This is a genomic window from Bacteroidia bacterium (assembly GCA_033391075.1).
GTDB lineage: Bacteria > Bacteroidota > Bacteroidia > J057 > J057 > JAWPMV01.
Window position 1 is genome coordinate 5,622,452 of record JAWPMV010000001.1, and the last position, 19,295, is coordinate 5,641,746.

Sequence of the window (19,295 nt, forward strand, 5' to 3'; positions counted from 1 at the left end):
ATCTTTTAAAGCTTTCGATTTTTGCAAAAGAGATTGGGTTCAGGCAGTTTAACATTCTGCCAGACACAGGTACTCCCTAAGGCTTTGGCTCCTGAGTGGGAGATTGCCATAGGTGCATTTTTCGATCGCCCCGATCGTCAAAATTTTCTTTTGGGAAATTGCTTATGCTTGGATACTCTATTTACGCCCTTAGTTATGGGAAGTTTCTCAAGGTTTTCCGGTAGAATGTGTAAGGGATTACCTTTAATTTTATCCATTTTCCCCAACAACTCCGCCCTATCTGCTCAATATCTTCTTTTTTACTTTGATAAAATTTGGGATATTCTTATCAAAGTAAAATTTTCAGATAGAATGCGAAAGCCTATTATGTCCCATTTCTTAAAATGATCTTTTCTCATGCGCATCACTTCCTCTCAGATAGAGCAGCACAACAAAGCATCAGGTTCACATCATCCGGCTGAACTAGAATTCCTTGCTCAGAAATTAGCTAAGAAAGGGCTACAGATAGATTCCATCATCCAAAAAATTCAGGACTTTCAGCTTGCTATTCCCAGTTGGGCACTTGGGACGGGAGGTACCCGCTTCGCCCGCTTTCCCATGGGAGGGGAGCCCGCAAATCTGGAAGAAAAGATTGCCGATATAGGCATCATTCATGCCTTGACGCAGTCCGCGGGAGCAATCTCTCTACACATCCCCTGGGACATACCGGAAGATGCTCAAAAAATACGCGAGCTCGCAGACACCTACGGAATCCTCTTTGATGCGGTCAATTCCAATACTTTTCAGGATGCAGCCGCTCAAGCACATAGCTATAAATTTGGTTCCCTTTGCCATACGGAAGCAAACATTCGAGCTCAGGCAATTCAACATAACAAAGAAGTAATAGATCATGGAATCTCGCTAGGATCTAAAAGTATTACCGTTTGGCTGGCAGATGGTTCTTCTTTCCCTGGACAGCTCAATTTTCAAAGAGCCCTCCAAAGAACCCTCGACAGCCTGAAAGAGATATATGCTCATATGCCGGCAGATTGGAAAATGTACATAGAGTACAAACCGTATGAACCCAATTTTTATAGCACAGTGATTCAGGATTGGGGGACTTCCCATTTACTGGCGGAAGAAGTCGGTGAAAGGGCCTATTGCCTGGTTGACCTTGGCCACCACCTTCCCAATACCAACATTGAACAGATCGTAGCCACCCTAATGTGGACAGGCAAATTGGGAGGTTTTCACTTCAATGACAGCAAATACGGAGACGATGATCTGACAGTGGGTTCTATAAAACCTTTTCAGCTTTTCCTCATCTTCAATGAATTGGTGTATGGCATGGAAAACAATAGGCGCGGAAATCCTGATCTGGCCTGGATGATAGATGCCAGCCACAACCTCAAAGATCCGCTCCTTGACCTCATGCAAAGCCTGGAGGCAATTCGATTGGCACTTGCCCAAGCCCTTATTGTCAATCATGAAAAATTGGAAAGCTATCGGAATCGCAATGATGTAGTTGGTTCCCAGGAATTATTGCAGGATGCCTTTCGGACAGATGTACGACCATTATTAAAAGAAGCCCGACTAAGATCCGGAGGGGCCCTCAATCCTCTTGAATTTTACCGAAAATCTAAAATTCGCGAAAAACTGATCGAGGAAAGAGGATATGAAACCATTGCTACCGGATTGTAATGAAGGTTCGGGCAGTTTTTGATATCGGCAAATCCAATAAGAAACTCTTCCTGTTTGACGAAAACTTTCAGGAGGTAAAACGCCTCTATACAGAAATTCCTGAGATCAAAGATGAAGACGACTTCCCATGTGATGACCTTGCCGCAATTGAAAAATGGGTAAAAGAAAGTCTTTTTTCCCTACTTGATGATGACACCTACAACATTCAAAGCCTAAACTTTTCTACTTATGGAGCCAGCTTTGTCCATATAGGAAAAGACGGAAAAGCTCTCTCGCCCCTCTATAATTACCTCAAGCCGTATCCAGAGAAACTTCTACAGACCTTCTATGACCAATATGGAGATGCATTGACTATAGCAAGAGAAACGGCCTCTCCTCCTTTAGCTATGCTCAATTCAGGCCTACAGCTTTATTGGCTAAAACATGAACGTCCACAACTTTATCAGCAGCTTTACTGCTCCCTTCATCTTCCCCAATATTTATCCTTCTTATTTAGTGGAAAGCTAGTAAGTGAATATACAAGCATTGGCTGCCATACAGCCTTATGGGATTATCAAAAAAGAGCCTATCATCGATGGGTGTATGCGGAAGGAATAGAGAAAAAACTTGCCGCTATACAGCCTACAACTCAAACTTTCCAGCAGAATATTGAAGGTATACACATGAAGATAGGGCCGGGAATTCACGATAGTTCTGCAGCCCTTATTCCTTACCTGAAGAAAAGTAGCGAGCCTTTCATGCTTTTGTCTACGGGAAGCTGGAACATCGTTTTAAATCCCTTTAATCAAGAGGCCTTGACTACAGAGGAACTTAGGATGGACTGCTTGAATTTTATCCAAATCGATGGACAGGCTGTTAAAGCTTCTCGTTTGTTTCTGGGAAATGAGTACAAGATCTGGACGAAAAAACTGGCAAAGCATTTTCAAAAGTATCCAGGCATTCACAAACAAATGAATCCCCAATCGGATATTCTGAATAAACTTGAGTACTTGCCAGAACAAGTTTATGCATGGGAAAGTATAACTACCTATCCCTCTTCCATATCTACAGACCTGAGCCTTTTCCCCGACTACGAAACTGCCTATCACAAACTGATGCAGGAATTGGTCGAACTACAAATACGGGCTCTCCACCTCGCTAAGGGTAAAACTTCTATTCAAAAGCTCTATGTTGACGGAGGTTTTATCGACAATGAGCTCTTTCTGCTTTTGCTGGCGAAAGGCCTTCCGCAGCTGGAGATTCTTCCGGCTCATAATCCTATTGGGTCAGCTTTGGGAGCTGCAATGGTTTTGTAAGCAAAAAAAGGGATCAGGGAACAGCTCTGAAGACAATTCATTTTTACTCCATATAAAACAACTCTTCCAATGGAACTGAGAGTGGAGAATTATCGGGATTTACCTGCATAAGGTCTGCCATGTAGTCCCACCACTTTTTCACAATAGCTGTACCGCCCAAATCTTGCGAACCCCCATCTCCTGACAACTTCTGGAAGGCAAAGAGGATATGCGTCTCTTCATCCAGAAAAATAGAGTATTCATGGATTCCCGTATCTTTCAGCAAAGTTTCCAATTCCGGCCAAATTTGCTGATGTCGAAGTTTATATTCCTCTTTCTGCCCTTCTTTGAGTTGCATTTTGAAGGCAAGTCTTTGCATAGGATTTTGATTTATGGGGTATACTTAAATTAGAATTTTGCTTTTTTCTGCATATACCGACTAAACACCAGAAAAAGTATCCCGCAACTGATCCAGGCCGGCAAGGTCAAAAAAGAAAGGAAAATCCCTTGCGTAGTCGAAATGAGGTAAAAGACCCCAAAACTCAGGCCCCAGGCAAGGATCACGGGAACATTAACTGAAATGCCTGCCTTTTCTGCATAGTTCTTTATGATACCAGCCCGGTCTCCCCAGAAATGTTCAAAGGCTATGATAGCCCCTATCGGAGCAAGGATAAACCCATAGAGTGCCACAAAGTCGAGCAACTTCATAGCAATGGCGGGAAATAATCCGGCAATAGTCGCAATTCCTCCAGCGATAATGGTAACCCAGAAGGTAGATGCCCGGGGAATGATAGCTTGAAAAGCCAGACCTGCACGATAAATCGTAGGGTTGGCAGTGGTCCAACCAGCGATTATTACGGCAAGTATTCCGAAAACACCGATCGCATTGTAAGCCAATGGTCCGGGAGCTACAGGAGGAGCCTGTCCCTGATCTAAAAAGGCCTGAGCCTCTCCACTTTTCAGGTAAACGGCATACAATAAAGCCGCAGCTATCCAGGCAATGTAATGGCCTACATACATACCAGCAGCAGTAGTCCAACCTGAATTTACCTTTTCCGCATAGCGAAAAACCGAAAGATCCGACATGCCAATGTGCATGGCAGCATTACAGAACCAGGACCAAAGCAATACATGCCAGAAAGTATATTTGATTTGGCCGGGGAATGGTTCACTTCCTTCTCCCCATATGTTCCAAAAGTCAGCAAAACTTTTCACTTCCAATTGCCCTAGAGCCACAAAGCCACAGGCGAGGAATCCCAGGATGATCAGAGGTGCCATCCAATTGGCTGCTTTGGAGACTGAATCATAGCCTCGAGCTGCGATAAATGCAATCAAGGCTCCTACGATCAGTACGATCAACACCCAACTTAAGCTATTGGGCATGGTGTCCGTCAATTTGGGCATTTCCAGATCAAAAGGAACGCCCACTGCTGTTGCAGAAACCGTGATCATGGCACCCGCCAGGAAACAAAAGAGTATCCCATTGGCCAGGTTGTAGAAAGTAACCAGTCTTTTTCCACAGATTTTCTCCAATTGATAATAAAGGGTCAGTCGGTGCCTGACCGCGATTTCTGCTGTAAGAAAACGCCAACTCAAAACTGCCATCAAATTGCCCAACAGTAAACCGACAATCAGATCAAATGCACTTACACCTGCTGTGAGAAATAAAGGCCCAATCATGAATTCAGTACCTGCCGCATGTTCTCCGGCATACATTCCCAGAAAACTCTTCCAGGATTTTAAATGATTCTCGGGTACAGCTTGGCGTTCAAATTCTTCGCTTTGAAGTAGTTGTTTTTCTGCTTCCATTATAGGTGTGGTTTTTGCCCATAAGGGCTGAAGCTAAATTATCGTACAAAGGCCGTAGCCATTCCGCCATCCACATTGATCATATTTCCAGTACTTTTATCCAGGATCGCTACCAGCGCAAAAACTGCATTGGCAATGTCTTTGGGCCGGATAATCTCATTCATTAGATTACGTTTGGCATAAAAGGCCGGCAATTCTTCTACCTTTATTCCATAAGCTTTGGCTCTACCTTCGGCCCAACCCCCTTCCCAGATTTTGCTTCCAATCACAACTCCATCCGGATTGACTGCATTCACTCTGATCTTTTCAGGTCCAAGTTCAGCTGCCAAAAGACGAGTCATGTGTTGCTGTGCAGCCTTAGCTGTTCCATACCCCACATTATTCGGTCCGGCAAAGAGGCCGTTTTTAGAGCCAACGTGAATGATATTTCCTCCCATACCTTGTTTCCGCATGATTTCTACGCCTTTTCTGGCAAGAAGAAATTGTCCCTTCACCATCACGTTCTGCAAAAGATCCCAATCCGCTTCGCTATGCTCTGCCAAAGGCTTGGAAATCGCCAGGCCTGCAGAATGAATAACTATATCAACTCCCCCAAATGCCAGGGCCGCATGGGCAAAAGCTCCGCTTATTTCGGCTTCTTTGCTTACATCACAAGCTATATAAGTGGAAACATCTCGTCCGAAATCGGCATTTGCTGCTTTAAGGTACTCTTCGGAAATATCTGTAAGGACAAGATTTGCTCCAGCTGCCGCTAGTTTGTCTGCGATGGCTTTTCCTATACCACCACCACCACCACTTACCAGGGCGACCTTTCTCGAAAGAGGTTTTTCGGGAGCTTGCCTTTGCAGTTTTGCTTCTTCCAGCTGCCAGTATTCAATTTTAAAAGCCTCTTGTCTACTCAAAGCCGTATACTCCGTGATGGCTTCCGATCCTCGCATCACATTAATCGCATTGATGTAAAATTCGGAGGCAACACGTGCCGTTTGCTTGTTTTTGGCAAAGCTAAACATGCCTACTCCCGGATAGAGAATGATCACGGGATTTGTATCTCGAATCGCTGGGCTATCCGGATACTTACATTTTTCATAATAGGCTATATATGCTTCTCGATACTTTTCAAAAGCAGGTGTGAGTTTTTCTTTGATTTGGGTAGCATCTGACAGATCTGCATCAGCTTCTAATTCCAATACCAGGGGTTGAATTTTGGTACGGAGGAAATGGTCCGGACATGACGTCCCCAAAGGTGCCAGGCGCGCCAAATCTTTGCTATTGATAAACTGCAGGACTCGCTCATCATCGGTAAAATGGCCGATCATCGATTGGTAGGTTGAACAAAGTCCTCTCAGGATAGGCGCCATATGAGCGGCCTGGTTTTTTCTGTCAGTATCGGACAGACTTCCCCTTAGAGCTCCCCCGAATACAGGCCGATCTTTACCTTCTCTTTCTTCAATGTATAAGGAAGCGGTTTCAATTACTTCCAGGCTATTGAGGTAGCACTCATAAGCCGAATCTCCCCAAGTAAAGAGTCCATGTCCCCCTAATACAATCCCACGTATTCCGGGATTTTCATCTACACACTTTCTCAATTGCAATCCCAGGTCAAAACCCGGTCTCTGCCAGGGAACCCAGCCCATTTTATCCCCCCAAATCTCTCGGGTAACTCTTTCACTGTCTTTGGCAGCTGCTACGCTTATCAGGGCATCGGGATGAAGATGGTCTATATGTTTAAAAGGTAGCAATCCATGCAAAGCCGTATCAATGGAGGGAGCCTTACTTTCCAGATCATACAGGCAATGGTAATAGAGAGGGACAATTTCATCCTCGTGATCAATGCCTCGATAAACATTGTTCAGGGCTCTCAACTTATCTACATACAGACCAGCAATCCCATTCCTTTTGAGAGTTCCGATATCTCCCCCTGAGCCTTTCACCCATAACACCTCTACTTCTTCCCCACTCAAAGGATCTTTTTCAATGGTTTTGCATGAAGTATTTCCCCCTCCATAATTGGTAACCCTGAGGTCAGCACCCAACTTATTGGAACGGTATAAAAAAAGAGAAACCTCATCGGCTCCCAGGATAGCAGCTTCTTGCTCATCCCATAGGTAATCTACATGCTTGAAAGAATCGGCATTCATTGTTTAATAGTAGTAAAGTTTTTCTGGCTATTGAAGCAGTCAGATCTATATGTTTTTCTATTCCCAATATACGGGAAATGTAGCAGTCCTCTATGGCTTTTCCTGCCGATCATCTCCTATCAAAAGGGATAAACGTTGATCATTTGCTTCGATAAGTTTGAGTAATTCTTCCGAACTCAAATTCCCTTTTGTATTCCAAATCCTTTCGACAAAAGCAGGTACTCTTCTCCTCAGACTAGGAATCTCGGCTTCTTCTGGCTGCTCCCAGGCACACATCTCAGCACCTATGATGAGAGGCGTTTTTTCTAGCTGAATAGGCTCAAAGGAAGGAGCTTTATCCCACCAGTTTTCCCAACGCCACATATTCCATCCATAAATCGTCTCCGCTGACCACTTCCTTTGATTTACCACATACAAGGGTTTCCAGGAAGTATTGACTACCGTATAGCCATCCTTAATGAGTTGATCGGGAAGGTAGCGATTGGTTTCAAATTCAAATACAAGGATGTCTTTGGGGATTTCGACTTCCCCTTCCGGGCCAAATCCTTCCCAGACACACATTTGTTTGCCAAATCCTTTGATCATCTCATTCATCTGGATCAGGAAATGGCGGTACAGCTCATGCACATCAGGTTTAATTCCTCGTTTCTCTACATAGGCCTGAACCTTGGGATCATCCATCACTTTGTGGAAATAGGCTTCATCGCCTCCAATATGAAAATAAGAACTGGCCCGAAAGACATCCATCATTTCCTGGCTAATCCGGGAAATGGCTTCATACGCCTCTTCGTTCCCCATATTGATGATCCATTTATTTTCGGCCGTATCCTCCAGCGCAAATATTTCAGGATATTGAGTTACAAATTGCATCGCATGACCAGGTACTTCCAATTCGGGGATGATAGTAACTCCCCTGGCCTGTGAGTACTTTTCCCAGGACTCTAATTCCTCCAGGCTATAATGACGGTCTGGCGTGGGAAGTTTGGGATACTCTCTGCTAGGGAAAGTGAAAGATTGATGATCGGTAAAATGCAGATGCAGGTATTTAATCTTATAAAAGGCAGCCAGGTCAATCAACTTTAGCACCGATTTTGAGCTGTGCCATTTACGAGCAAGATCAATCATCAAACCCCGAAAATTGGCATCGGGCTGATCATAAATAGAAAGGATAGGAAATATCAATCTGCCTTCCTGTTCTTGCACCAATTGAAGCAAGCTACTTTTTGCCATCGCCAGAGCCGCCTCACTTCCGCCTCGTACTTCCACTACATCAGAAATTTCTATTTGATAGCTTTCCTTCGATAAACCAGGCTTTATCCCAAAAACAATATCTGCCTCACTTCCCATAGAGGAAGTAGTTTCCATAGATACTCCTGTAAGTTTCTCCAGCTCTTTACTAAATACCTCTGCCAGGCCTTCAATTGTGGAATTAGGCGCATATATCTTGCTGCTTTCCGTTAACATCAGGGATTTCTCTCCCATTTTCAGCTGCTTTGGCTTGGGGATCAAACTAACTTCCAGGCTTTGGTCCAGAAACTCGGTAGTTTGATCACAGGAAAATAGGCTAAGGCCTATGAGGGAAAGAAGTAGTAGGATTTTATTCATAACGTTTTTCTCTTGAGCTAAAATAGAAGTACTATCGCAATTTTGCACTTGAATTTGAAGACCTTACCTCTTGATCAGCTTCTTGATATAACTTCGCCCATTTGTATGAATGACTAAGAGATACAAGGCATCAGCTAAATGGGATAAATTCCAGCTCTTTAGGTTCGGTCCTATATTTAGTCTTTCCTCCAGTAATACACGCCCCTGCATGTCACGTATTTCTATCCGTGAATTTCTATCCTCCACATTCATTTCCAGACTGATCTGATCTGAAAAAGGATTGGGATACAAAGTCGCATTCAATTGAGCAAGTTCAGGTTCGAGGGGAGTGGTTTGCGCTATCTGCTCATAGATAGTTTTCAGCAAAGAATAATGTTCCAAAGCTCCAAAAACATCTTGTCCGATCTCCCAGATCATAATGCCCGAAGTTTCCATTTGGGCCAATTGAGTTTTAGCCTGTATGCCCGGAATGCCATTGTAATATCGTTGACCGACTGTATCCTCATAGGCATAGCTGCTATCTTCTGCCACCATCGACGCATAGGTAAATGCCTGACCGGTATTTGGGCTATCCCAATTCCTTCCATAAAAAGGCACCCCCAGATTCATACGCTCAGCACTGACTCCATGTCCTTTCCAAAAAGCGATTCCCTGATTGGCGAAGGAATAGGGAGAGTGATCTCCGGGGCTATTGGGATTCCAGGGGCCTGTGAGGTCATAGGCCATAAGGTTGATCCAGTCAAAGCTGGCCAATGCAGCATCCGTGATATCGGCATATCGAGTAGTCGCGGGCCAGGCGGCAGATATTTCAAATCCTTTGGCGTGCAGAGAATCCGCCAGCTCCAAAACAAAGGGGCTATACAAGGCATCCACATGGCTCCATTCCAGGTCTACATCTATTCCATCCAGATTATGGCTTTCAACATAAGCCACCAATTGATGCACAAAGGCTGTACGATTGACTGCTTGCATACGCAATTTATAGGCAGCTTCCCACTCAGGCGTGAGCCCACCTCCCGCTATCGCAACAAATACCTTAATCGATGGATTCAAACTTCTGGCTCGCGCTACAATGGGATCAATGTCTTGTCCACCTATAACCAGATTCCCATTGGCATCCGGATTGAGGAAAGACAAATTCAAATGGGTGATCCTCTCAAAATGAATATCATTTTGCAGGGCAAACCTATAGTGAGGGAAATATGCAATAATCCGAAAATTCTGTGCTGTGAGATCAGAACAGAGAAAAAACAGGCAGCAAATAAGAAGCAGCAGTTTTCGCATGATGAGTCTATTTTTTGAGTAGAGGCAATATGCCTTAATTCACCTAAACAGTAAAAAAAGAGGGGGAATTTGTGATAAAGACTTTAGCTATTTCCCCTTTTGCACATAGCCTTAAATTTTCCCGGACATCCAATTCTATAATACTGAATTCTCCCAATATTCACGCTCCTGATTTTTGTAAGCATAGGAGATTAGGTCTAATTTGAGGTCTCAGATATGCATCCTGGTTGCGATTTATTGTACTAAAGGGAATTCTGTGAAAGAATCATAGAAGCTTGTTATAAATCATTCCATCTGAAGATTTTTCCCCTTTGTACTTGCTTATTTTTTTTAAAGCTTCCTATTGTCAAGACGCGGATATCTCAAGGTAATCCCATAATTATTCAGATAATTCGGAGGTCTTTGCATTGAATATCAGAAAAAATCCGTCTTCTATGCGGAAGCGAGTTATCAGAAGATTTGTCATGGACGAGAAACATATATTTTTTATAAAGGATAAGCGGCTTTTTCAGTTTTTGCTGGCTACTCTCGCACTTTTACTGAGCGGTAGTATTGCAGCGAATAAGTTAAATCCTGTCTATCTGGGACTTCTCATTATTTCTGGTTTTTGTGGAGTAGTTTTAATTTATGACCTTCCCTTAGTTAATCACCGATTACCACTCCGGGAAAGGTTGCAGGATTTCCTCCAACATAAAAGAAAGGTCTTTTATACTGCTTTGCTTATCCTGATTTCTCCTTTTGCCATAAACTACTTCTCTGCCTTTAGTTTTGTCCTCCTGGCCATCACCGCAATTTTAGGCGTTCTCTATTCTTTTCCTTTGAAAATAAAGGGAGAATTTACCCGGCTCAAGAACTTTCTTTTCCTTAAGAATTTTATGATTGGAATTGCCTGGGGATCCCTGATTCTGATAGGCGGGGGAAGCTGGGAAGATCCCTTGCTGATTTCTCTTTTCATATTCGCCAGCCTGCAAGTATTTATTGGTAGTATGATTCGGGATGTACCAGATCTGGAGAGAGATATACGGATTGGAATCAGAAGCTTTCCTGTCGTTTATGGAGTTAAGCATAGCATTGTATTCATGCATATACTCAACCTCCTTTCCTGGGGCCTTAGTTTCTATCTTTATGGTAATATGGAGTCTATGATTCTGGTTTCCATAATCGTCCTTTGGCGCTATGTAAATCTACTCATGCTCAATAAGTATCAAAGGTCTAAACTCTGGGGTCAGAGTTTCAACCTCATGACCTGCAATCTCTTTTTTGGGGTATTATTAATTCAACACCTTTATGGACTTTATGTATGAAATAAGCCCAATGTACTGGGCTTCCCTTATTTTAATATCAGCCACAGGCTTTACCATCCTCTGGTTATTTGATGCCCTTACCCACAAAGAGTTGGTCGAGGTAGATATCACGGATAAGGAATTACAAACACATCGAAATATTCTGGTCGTTTCTGTCCTGATGGAAATGTCTCTGGTAGGGATGTACTGGTGGAAGCTGGAAATGCTTCCCCTTTTCCTCACCTTCTTTATCGTAAGGACAGTGCATGAGTTTATAGACGAACTTCACTTCCATACCGACAGATGCAGTGTATATGAATCTCGTTTACATCTGGGCATGTGGGTCTTTGTGATTGGGAAAACGATTGCCATGTTTATGTGGGGCTTCTTTACCCAATACCAGGGCATCGAAAGCTTACCACTGATCTATTATATCTGGGGAGCGATTATTCTCTCAGTCATGTCTGTAGTCAGCATGGCAGAATGGCAAAGAGGCCTGGACATGAAATGGGTAAAACTCAATATATGAAAGCCTTGTTCCTAACGGGATACGGATTCAACATCAAAGACAATGTCAAATTCCTCAAAAAGGAAATAGGCAGTCCGGGTCCCCATGATGTACAGATCAGCGTTCATGCTGCGGCCTTAAATCCCGTGGACTATAAGATTGTCTGGGGATTTGCCCTCATCATTACCCGTCCTAAACGTCCCTTTGCTTTGGGATTTGATCTGGCGGGGACTGTGATAGGCAAAGGCGAGCAGGTAAAGGATTTCGATATGGGAGATGAGGTATATTCGAAAGTGCCCTGGGAACAGATGGGAACCCTGACAGAGGAAATCATTGTCCACTCAGATGCGGTCGCCCTGAAACCCCGAAATTTGAGTTTTGAGGAGGCTGCCGGTATTCCTTTGATCTCCTGTACTATTTATGATGCTTTTGAAGTAGCCGGAATAAAGAAAGGGGACCGTGTTTTGATCACAGGAGGTTCTGGAGGAAGTGGAAGCTTTGCAATACAGTATGCAAAGCATTTGGGTGCCTATGTATATACGACTACCAGCAGCTCCAATGTCGATTGGGTAAGGGAGTTGGGAGCAGATGAGGTAATCGATTATAAAAAGAAGGATTTTAGAAAAGAGATAAGCGAATTGGATATTGTAATTGATACCATAGGAGGAAGATATCCCTGGCAAAGTTTAGAAGCAGTAAAAAGGGGAGGAAAAATTATCTCCATAGCCGGACATCATGATGAGGAAACCTTGAAGGAAGTAGGCATCGCCAAAATCTTTCGCCTCCTTTTCCAACTCAAAGGAAGTATCCTCATGTATCGCATGCGGAGGAAAGGAGTTTTCTACAAGCATGTGTGGAGTTATCCAAATCAGGAAAAGCTCAACTACATCCGTAAGCTTTTTGAAGAAGAAAAGATTAAAGCAATCGTAGATAGGGTTTACGAATTCAAAGATGCCGTTGAAGGGCTTTTATACCTAAAAACCCATAGAGCCAAAGGAAAAGTGATCATCCGGATAAAAGAATCTTCTTAAAGAAATTTCCCGTGAAGGAGAAAAGAGAAATATATGATATGATTATTATAGGTGGTGGACTTGCCGCCAGCTTTTTGTCATTGTCTATTTTTAAACGAAATCCGGATTTTCGCATTCTCATCATCGAAAAAACAGAATATTTCCCCCAGAAAATAGGAGAATCCCTGCTAGACATAGCAGCTCTTTTCGTCAAAAGTCTGGATATAGATCATATTCTCTCAAGACATACTGCAAAAAGTGGAATTCGATTTCTGTTCAATGAAAACAAGAGTTCGGACCTCTCTCAAATAGCCGAATTTGCCAGTCCGACTTTTCCTGGTTTGATCAAAGGCTATCATCTCGATAGGAAGCTATTTGATCAGGACATTCTGGATGAGGTTGACCGTAAAGGAGCCCAAATTTACAGACCCGCTCAAATCCTGAGATTCAGCCATGAAGATTTTAAAAATGAGCTTGATCTTGAAGTAGCAGGTGAATTTAAAAAAGTGCAGGCAAAATGGCTGGTTGACGCTACAGGCAGGCACCGATACATTCCGAATGAATTGAAATGGGAGGACAGGAAAATTGGTTTGAATACAGGAGCCATTATGGCCCATTTCAAAAACATAGCCCCTACTGAAATTTGGGATACTCCACAAAATGAATATTGGGATACGGCTTCTATCGGACTTAGAAAATTTAGTACCACCCATTTGATGCGCAAGCATTGCTGGTGGTGGATCATTCGTCTGGATGAGGAACGGACCAGCATAGGAGTAGTTTTTGATAAGCATAAGGTCGACTTTGAAGACCCTCAAGCTTTCTTCCTCCAGCAAATACAGGAAGACCCCCAACTTTCTCTCATGACCGAAGGGGCAGAAAGAGGCAAAATCAGACATATAGAACATCTGCCCTATGTGAGTAAACATTTGTACTCAAAAGGAATAGCCTTATTGGGAGAAAGTGGAGCCTTTCTTGATCCATTTGTAAGTCCAGGTATAGAGTTGATCGGACAACAATGCATTTTTCTATCAGAGCTTCTTTGTCAGGAAAAAGAATCAAATCGCTTTGATGCGAAGGCCTGGAAATCATACGAAGGGATTTTTCAACACGCCTATACTTCTCGTTTGAGAATTTATGAAGAGGCCTATCAGTTTATGGACTCCTATGAGCTTTTCACCAATTGGCTCATGCAGGGCAACTTCATGTATTTTGTTCGGGTGGTATACCCAGCGGTCATATTCCCACATCGTCTCAGACTCCCTTTGCGTTTCAATCTGATGGAGAGAGTCGCCCTCAACTATTTCAGCCAGCGTTTCAAAAAAATATATGAGCAACGAAAACAGCAAAATCGCCAGCTAGTTTATCCTCCCAATAGCTTGAAATATTCAGGTGTTCGCCTGACTAGAGGTCCTCGCTTTTTGCTGACCCCAATAATTTTATTTGCAAAAATATTGGGAGGATATCTGAAACTGGAACTAAAGGAATTGAATTATTTATTCAAGTCTGATCCGGGTCGAGTTCGCTTTTCCTTAAAATCTCCACCCTAAGGAAATCTGAGGCAGGAAAAAAACCTGCTTTATTTCCTCAGTCCGGTTCTCGATACTGTATGTGGGATTTAGATATAATACACTCCTCAATTGAGGATTTACATATAAAACATCTTTATAAAAATAGATTTCTCCACCTATATAAGGAGTTAGTAAAATGACATCTACTCTTAAATCTTCCTTGGCAGGATTTACCAGGGTGAAATATTCCCAACCACTAACCAGGCCTATATATGGGTTGCTCTCTCTGTCTTTGAAGAGTTCGATCTTATATCGGGTATTTAGGGTGAGCTGTAGTCCCACTCTCAATACATCTTCATCAACTGTATTATCAAAAATCCTCTCTGTCAAGACATCGGGAACATCTGTCGCAAGAGTATACAGGGCCATACTCAGCTTCCCATCCTTTGTCAGGTTTCGGCCGATATGCAGAAAAAAACCATTCAGGATGAAAGGAGAAGGTTCTATTTCCACTCGCCAGTTTTTGGAGGATTCCGAGTTTTCGTCTTGCGAAAATGCAGATTGCTGGCTAAGAAAGAGGAAGGTCAAAAGAAAAATAACTAGACGGTTCATGACTTTAGTTTTGCTGTGTAAGAAGAAATTAGCTTATGTTAAGTATTTATTGTTCAAAAACAGATTAGGCCATGATTAATTTTAACAAAGGAATATTAAGCCTAATCCTTCTCAGCTGTTCGCTCTCACTAATTTCTCAAATTAGTAGGGGAACTTTACTGGATCAGGAAGCCCCTTTATCTACAGCCTCCTTTTTTACAGCAGATCAACTCAATCTGGAGGCTCTTAGAAAAACCACCTCCTTTTTGACAAATCGGGATATAAAGACCTATCGGGGATATCAAATTCCCAAAAGGAAGAAGGCCTTTATGCGGCATGTCAAACACCTAAGCGAGATTCTTGAGCAGCACTATCAGGAACAAAAAAAGAGTACAGCCGAGATTCATGAATGGGTGTATGAATTATACCTACTGGAGTCCTCATTAAAACAAAAAACGCTGGCCAGAGCAAGAACAAAAGTCACTCTTGGAGAGAAGATTAATCTGGTTCTGGATTCTTATCGGAGTAGAAGGGTATTCCGATACAAGATTCCTGAAGCGTCGAGGGAAATTTATGAAATTCCTGAATCTCCCTATTATCATCCGCTCTCCAAGGAGCGTTCTCCGCATAAACAATTTGGTTATCTGGCCAAGCAAAAAAAGGTGGATGCGAAGAAAAATATGGTGGTCCTTTTCAAAGACTTAAGCTTAAGCGGATCAGCCCCTAAAATTGGTACCCATGATCTGGACCTGGACAATGAATGGTCTCTGAAATGGGGCGATGAAGTTCATACAGATGTAGTGGGTTCCCGAATATTTGCAGCGCTGGGCTATGATGTGGATCATCCCTATTTCTATGGTCGGGATAAACTGACCCTTGTATTTGATGAGCCCACCGAAGTAAATAATGCTGAGGAATTGATACAGGCGCTTAAAAAGATTTACAAAGTAGATATAGGTCCCTTTATCTCAAATTATGGAACTGTAAGTGAGGAGATGGCAAAGACGCAGAAGAAACTAACCGCCTTTATTGGCAAGCCCTATGTTCGTTTTGTAAAATGTGCCATCGAGGCTCGTCCGGATCGTGTAAAGCGGATCGGTTCTTTTATTCCCCATACTCCCCTCAATCAGGATCGGCGGGAACTGAAAGCCTCCTTACTGGCCCATCATTTTATTGGAAACTGGGATACAAAAGAGTCAAATACTTTATTGACGACGGTTCATAGTGGAAATTACAATTACCGTATTTCAGCTGTGTTCTCTGATTTGGGTACCAGCATGGGAGTGAGTCTCAAAACCCTGAATCGAGATTTCAAAGTGGGCCTGGTCAACAAATTGCCCTGGGAAGTAGTAAAGAAAAAGGGGAATAAATTGAAGTTCAACAACCGCATTAATAGCATTTTGCCTGCTTATAAAAAGGCGAATTATCATGACCTGCTATGGATGGCTGAAAAAATTGCTTTGCTAGACGAAACTATGCTCCGAAAGATTATAGAAAAGGCACAATGGCCCGAACCTATAGCCGAACTATACTTTCACAAAATGGCATCCAGACGAGCTTCTATTCTGAAAGCATTTAATATACAAGATCCCCATCCTATCAAATTCGACAGAAAGTTGAACCTGTATGAATTGGGAGAATTGGTGGTGAAGGAAGGGAAGCTAATCAAAGACTATCAAGCAGACAGGAATCCCGAAAGTTTCCTGAAAAAGAAAGGCAGATTTAGAAATTATGGAAACTAGAACACTCATATTCACAATCCTCTTTTTATCTATCTTTTCGCTGGCTTTCTCCCAAACCGAAAACCAGCGAAAATATTTGCCAGGGGATTATGTAGGAATCAGTGGCTTTATTCAATCTTCTCAAGCTACGGAATCCTTTTCTACACACTTCCATTCGGATGACATGTATTATGATCTCTACCTCGATAGCCCTGATTATTTTTTGTTGAAAAATCGGATGTCTCTGAGATTTCGAAAAAGGGTTCCCGGAGATAAGAAAAAAGCTCCCAGCTATGCTTTTCAGCTCAAGAGTGAAATGGACTCCCTCAATAGTGTCCGGATGGAGGTAGAAGAAACAGAACTGGATTTTTATATGCTAAAGTCAGAAGGAAAATGGATAGCGATGAGCGTATTGCTGGACAGCATTTTCTATTATATCGATCAAAATCCGGAGCAGCCTATCAATGCGCGTACCTCTGCGGCCTTTGAATTGATTACGAACTGGATAGCCTTCAAAGCAGGCGGTGCCATTGCTCCATTCCAAAAGCTCTTGTTTCTAGGATTTAGCCTGGAAGAGATACAGTGTCTTCAACCTGTAACCAGCGGGAAGACCAGACGCATGAGAAGCCATGTTTACAGCACTGCTACTCAAACAAACATGCTGGAGGTACAAAAGAATCGAATCAAGGCTAATAAGCTCCCTAAATTTTTCAAAAAGAAGCCAGATCATAACTGGTTGTTAGAATCTTCGCTGGATATGGCCGTATTCTTTCCCCTATATCCCAGCAAAATAAAAGAAGCCCGGCTTTCTGAATATGAGGTCGAAAATAAATACCATCTACCAGAAGTAGGGGAAAAGCTGATGGCAGTTTATGCAAAGGAGTTGTCGGATCGTTTTTCACTTGTCGCCAAATTGGACTCTAAATACAGGCAAGTGATCCTGGCCTTTGGACAGCTTCCTAAATAAGAAAAAGATCAAGTATCAATTGCAAACGCAAGTAAGACTGATAACTAAACTTGAGACTTGCGCTTGAACTTTTTCCGCAAAAAAAAAGGTACAGTCTCAGGACTGCACCTTTACCCAAATTAAATAAACCTATTTTGTTGTCATGATGTTGGCCACGGCAACCCATTGTTGGCTCCAATTTCCAAAAGCGGGTAATCCTTTCGTTCTAGTGCTTTGAACTTCTTTGCTTCCACTTCTTGAAGCATGTACCCGCTTATTTCTTCCATGCATGATGGTGTATTCCAATACATTTCCATCTTCATCTGTTCTGACACTGGTAACAACCGCAATGTGCATAATGGCTCCATTGTTTGTATAGTTGTTATTCTTATCTGTCAGAGACTCAATGGTCATGTCCTTAAATTTCTTATTAGGTTTTCCATAGAACATCACAGAACCCGGACGAATAGAATTACGTGATGCGAGGGGATCTTCTACGATAAGCAAATTGCCATTTTTATGATACCAGTCGGCAATTTGGCGACTGCTGCGAATATTTTTGTATTCCGGATACTGATAAGCCCCACTACCCGCCAATGCCGGAAGGCGTTTCTGCAAACTATCTTTCAATTGGTGATAGATCCCCGAACAATCCTGGGCCTTGCTACTTACATAGGCCAGTTTCTTTTTCTCCATATTCTCGGCAATGTTGCTGAGGATTTCTCCAATCTTCCTGTCACTGATACCTGTATTGATGCGGTTAAGTACCACCCCCTCAGAGGGTATAGGATTTGAAGTCAGTTCGTCTGCTTCCATTACTTCCATAGGCTTGATCTCTTCCCCTTCTGCTTTTGTACTATCTGTTCTTCCGCTTCCATCCAGGTCTGAAGTAGAAGCCATAAGATCTGTGGCGCTTGCTTGATTTGTAGGCACTTCTTTGTTTGTTGCTTTTATATTATTTGAAGCGGTTTCTTTGGCCGGAAAGCTACGTCCGACAAAAAAGCTGAGTATAGCCGTAACAACTATCGCAGCTGCGAAGCTTGGGACTGAAAATTTCATGCGAATGTAAATTAAGATTGTAGTGAAAAAGGGTAAGTCTTCCTTATATGAGCAATCTTTAGGTGAAAAATTCCCGGAGTGTTTAGACTGTTAATTCAATAAAACATTATTAAAACAATAAGTAAAGTTTTACAGTCCGAATGTTCTGAATGGTCGTAGTTTTGTTCTGAATGGTACGGTATGCCTGAAAACATGGGGGAATTTCTAACCCCAAATGACAATCGCCCTCCCTTTTTAGAGAAGGGCGATTGCTAGTTTAGCAAGGTGCAATTACTTATTCAGTATCTGGCACCATCTTAAATCCTAGTTGCTTACCGATGGTTGCGGTATCATAATAGCTGTACATGCGGATGATCTTATCACCTTCAAATACAAATACCCCATGATTCATAAATTCTATGGATTTACCTGAAGAAATCTGGGTTCCGGTAGCTTTTCCCCAAAGGAAAACCACATGTGCCCCCTGTTCTGTTTTAATACAGGTTGAGATCCCATTCCAGGTGGCATCTTTCCATTCTTTGCTAAATCCTGCCCAATCTTCCAGGGACTTTTCTTTACTCAGAGAATCTTGTCCTGCACCCGGAGGGAATTGATAATAAGCTTCATGCATCATAGCTTTCATACTTTCCATGTCTCCCGTGAAACCAGCATTCATAAATGATTCTGCTTTGCCAATCATTTCATCCTTGTTCTCAGGGACAGTGGCAGAGGGTTTGACAAAACTTGCTTGTGCAAATACACTGGAGGCGCCAAGCAGGCAGACCAGTACGAACAATACGGACTTTTTCATAAGAATTGTGTGATTAGAATTAAAAAGTATTCTTAGATAGATAAATAGAAATAAGGGCTGACCGCTGAGGTACAGCATCCACGTTT

The 19,295-nt window shown here is 42.6% G+C and carries 16 protein-coding genes; 8 read left to right on the forward strand and 8 right to left on the reverse strand.

Annotated elements, in window-relative coordinates; all coding sequences use genetic code 11:
* Positions 1–396 precede the first annotated feature (396 nt).
* Positions 397–1,680 (forward strand): TIM barrel protein, encoded by a 1,284-nt coding sequence (locus R8P61_22380; GenBank protein ID MDW3649836.1) that lies wholly within the window; start codon positions 397–399, stop codon positions 1,678–1,680.
* Positions 1,680–2,975: an FGGY family carbohydrate kinase gene (locus R8P61_22385; GenBank protein ID MDW3649837.1), complete on the forward strand. Its 1,296-nt coding sequence runs from the start codon at positions 1,680–1,682 to the stop codon at positions 2,973–2,975. Before R8P61_22380 ends, R8P61_22385 begins: the two co-directional genes overlap by 1 nt.
* A 43-nt stretch (positions 2,976–3,018) precedes the next feature.
* Here the strand turns inward: R8P61_22385 and rhaM are convergent, their stop codons facing one another.
* The 5 genes from rhaM to R8P61_22410 all read right to left on the reverse strand — a co-directional run bounded on the left by rhaM (position 3,019) and on the right by R8P61_22410 (position 9,790).
* Positions 3,019–3,333 carry an L-rhamnose mutarotase gene (gene rhaM / locus R8P61_22390; GenBank protein MDW3649838.1) on the reverse strand — a complete coding sequence of 105 codons (315 nt, stop codon included), beginning with the start codon at positions 3,331–3,333 and terminating at the stop codon, positions 3,019–3,021.
* A gap of 29 nt (positions 3,334–3,362) precedes the next feature.
* Positions 3,363–4,763: a hypothetical protein gene (locus R8P61_22395; GenBank protein MDW3649839.1), complete on the reverse strand. Its 1,401-nt coding sequence runs from the start codon at positions 4,761–4,763 to the stop codon at positions 3,363–3,365.
* Between the two features lie 38 nt (positions 4,764–4,801).
* Complete coding sequence (locus tag R8P61_22400) at positions 4,802–6,901, reverse strand: bifunctional aldolase/short-chain dehydrogenase (GenBank protein MDW3649840.1); 2,100 nt, start codon at positions 6,899–6,901, stop codon at positions 4,802–4,804.
* A 90-nt stretch (positions 6,902–6,991) separates the two neighbouring features.
* Positions 6,992–8,506, reverse strand: a complete 1,515-nt coding sequence (locus R8P61_22405) for a family 20 glycosylhydrolase (GenBank protein MDW3649841.1) — start codon at positions 8,504–8,506, stop codon at positions 6,992–6,994.
* Positions 8,507–8,569: 63 nt separating this feature from the next.
* The gene (locus tag R8P61_22410) at positions 8,570–9,790 is read right to left on the reverse strand and encodes a glycosyl hydrolase family 18 protein (GenBank protein ID MDW3649842.1); all 1,221 of its coding nucleotides are present in this window, start codon (positions 9,788–9,790) and stop codon (positions 8,570–8,572) included.
* A gap of 434 nt (positions 9,791–10,224) precedes the next feature.
* Between R8P61_22410 and R8P61_22415 the strand changes: the two genes are divergently transcribed.
* From R8P61_22415 to R8P61_22430, 4 genes are read left to right on the forward strand one after another with little or no spacing between them, the layout of a single operon-like run.
* A complete protein-coding gene (locus R8P61_22415) occupies positions 10,225–11,094 on the forward strand; it encodes a UbiA family prenyltransferase (protein ID MDW3649843.1) in 870 nt (289 codons plus the stop codon).
* A gap of 10 nt (positions 11,095–11,104) precedes the next feature.
* A complete protein-coding gene (locus R8P61_22420; GenBank protein ID MDW3649844.1) occupies positions 11,105–11,602 on the forward strand; it encodes a hypothetical protein in 498 nt (165 codons plus the stop codon).
* Positions 11,599–12,612 (forward strand): NADP-dependent oxidoreductase, encoded by a 1,014-nt coding sequence (locus tag R8P61_22425; GenBank protein ID MDW3649845.1) that lies wholly within the window; start codon positions 11,599–11,601, stop codon positions 12,610–12,612. The genes R8P61_22420 and R8P61_22425 overlap by 4 nt, the downstream gene beginning before the upstream one ends.
* Before the next feature lie 11 nt (positions 12,613–12,623).
* Positions 12,624–14,141, forward strand: coding sequence for a tryptophan 7-halogenase (locus R8P61_22430; protein ID MDW3649846.1), 1,518 nt, complete (start codon positions 12,624–12,626; stop codon positions 14,139–14,141).
* On the opposite strand, the gene R8P61_22435 is transcribed toward R8P61_22430, so the two are convergent.
* Positions 14,124–14,714: a hypothetical protein gene (locus R8P61_22435; GenBank protein MDW3649847.1), complete on the reverse strand. Its 591-nt coding sequence runs from the start codon at positions 14,712–14,714 to the stop codon at positions 14,124–14,126. The genes R8P61_22430 and R8P61_22435 overlap by 18 nt on opposite strands.
* Before the next feature lie 71 nt (positions 14,715–14,785).
* Between R8P61_22435 and R8P61_22440 the strand changes: the two genes are divergently transcribed.
* Together R8P61_22440 and R8P61_22445 are read left to right on the forward strand one after the other, a co-directional pair.
* The gene (locus tag R8P61_22440) at positions 14,786–16,435 is read left to right on the forward strand and encodes a hypothetical protein (protein ID MDW3649848.1); all 1,650 of its coding nucleotides are present in this window, start codon (positions 14,786–14,788) and stop codon (positions 16,433–16,435) included.
* Positions 16,425–17,381, forward strand: coding sequence for a hypothetical protein (locus R8P61_22445; GenBank protein ID MDW3649849.1), 957 nt, complete (start codon positions 16,425–16,427; stop codon positions 17,379–17,381). Before R8P61_22440 ends, R8P61_22445 begins: the two co-directional genes overlap by 11 nt.
* Before the next feature lie 129 nt (positions 17,382–17,510).
* Here R8P61_22445 and R8P61_22450 read toward each other — a convergent pair whose 3' ends face one another.
* Positions 17,511–18,419: a hypothetical protein gene (locus R8P61_22450; protein ID MDW3649850.1), complete on the reverse strand. Its 909-nt coding sequence runs from the start codon at positions 18,417–18,419 to the stop codon at positions 17,511–17,513.
* A gap of 274 nt (positions 18,420–18,693) precedes the next feature.
* The gene (locus R8P61_22455; protein MDW3649851.1) at positions 18,694–19,209 is read right to left on the reverse strand and encodes a nuclear transport factor 2 family protein; all 516 of its coding nucleotides are present in this window, start codon (positions 19,207–19,209) and stop codon (positions 18,694–18,696) included.
* Between the last annotated feature and the right edge of the window lie 86 nt (positions 19,210–19,295).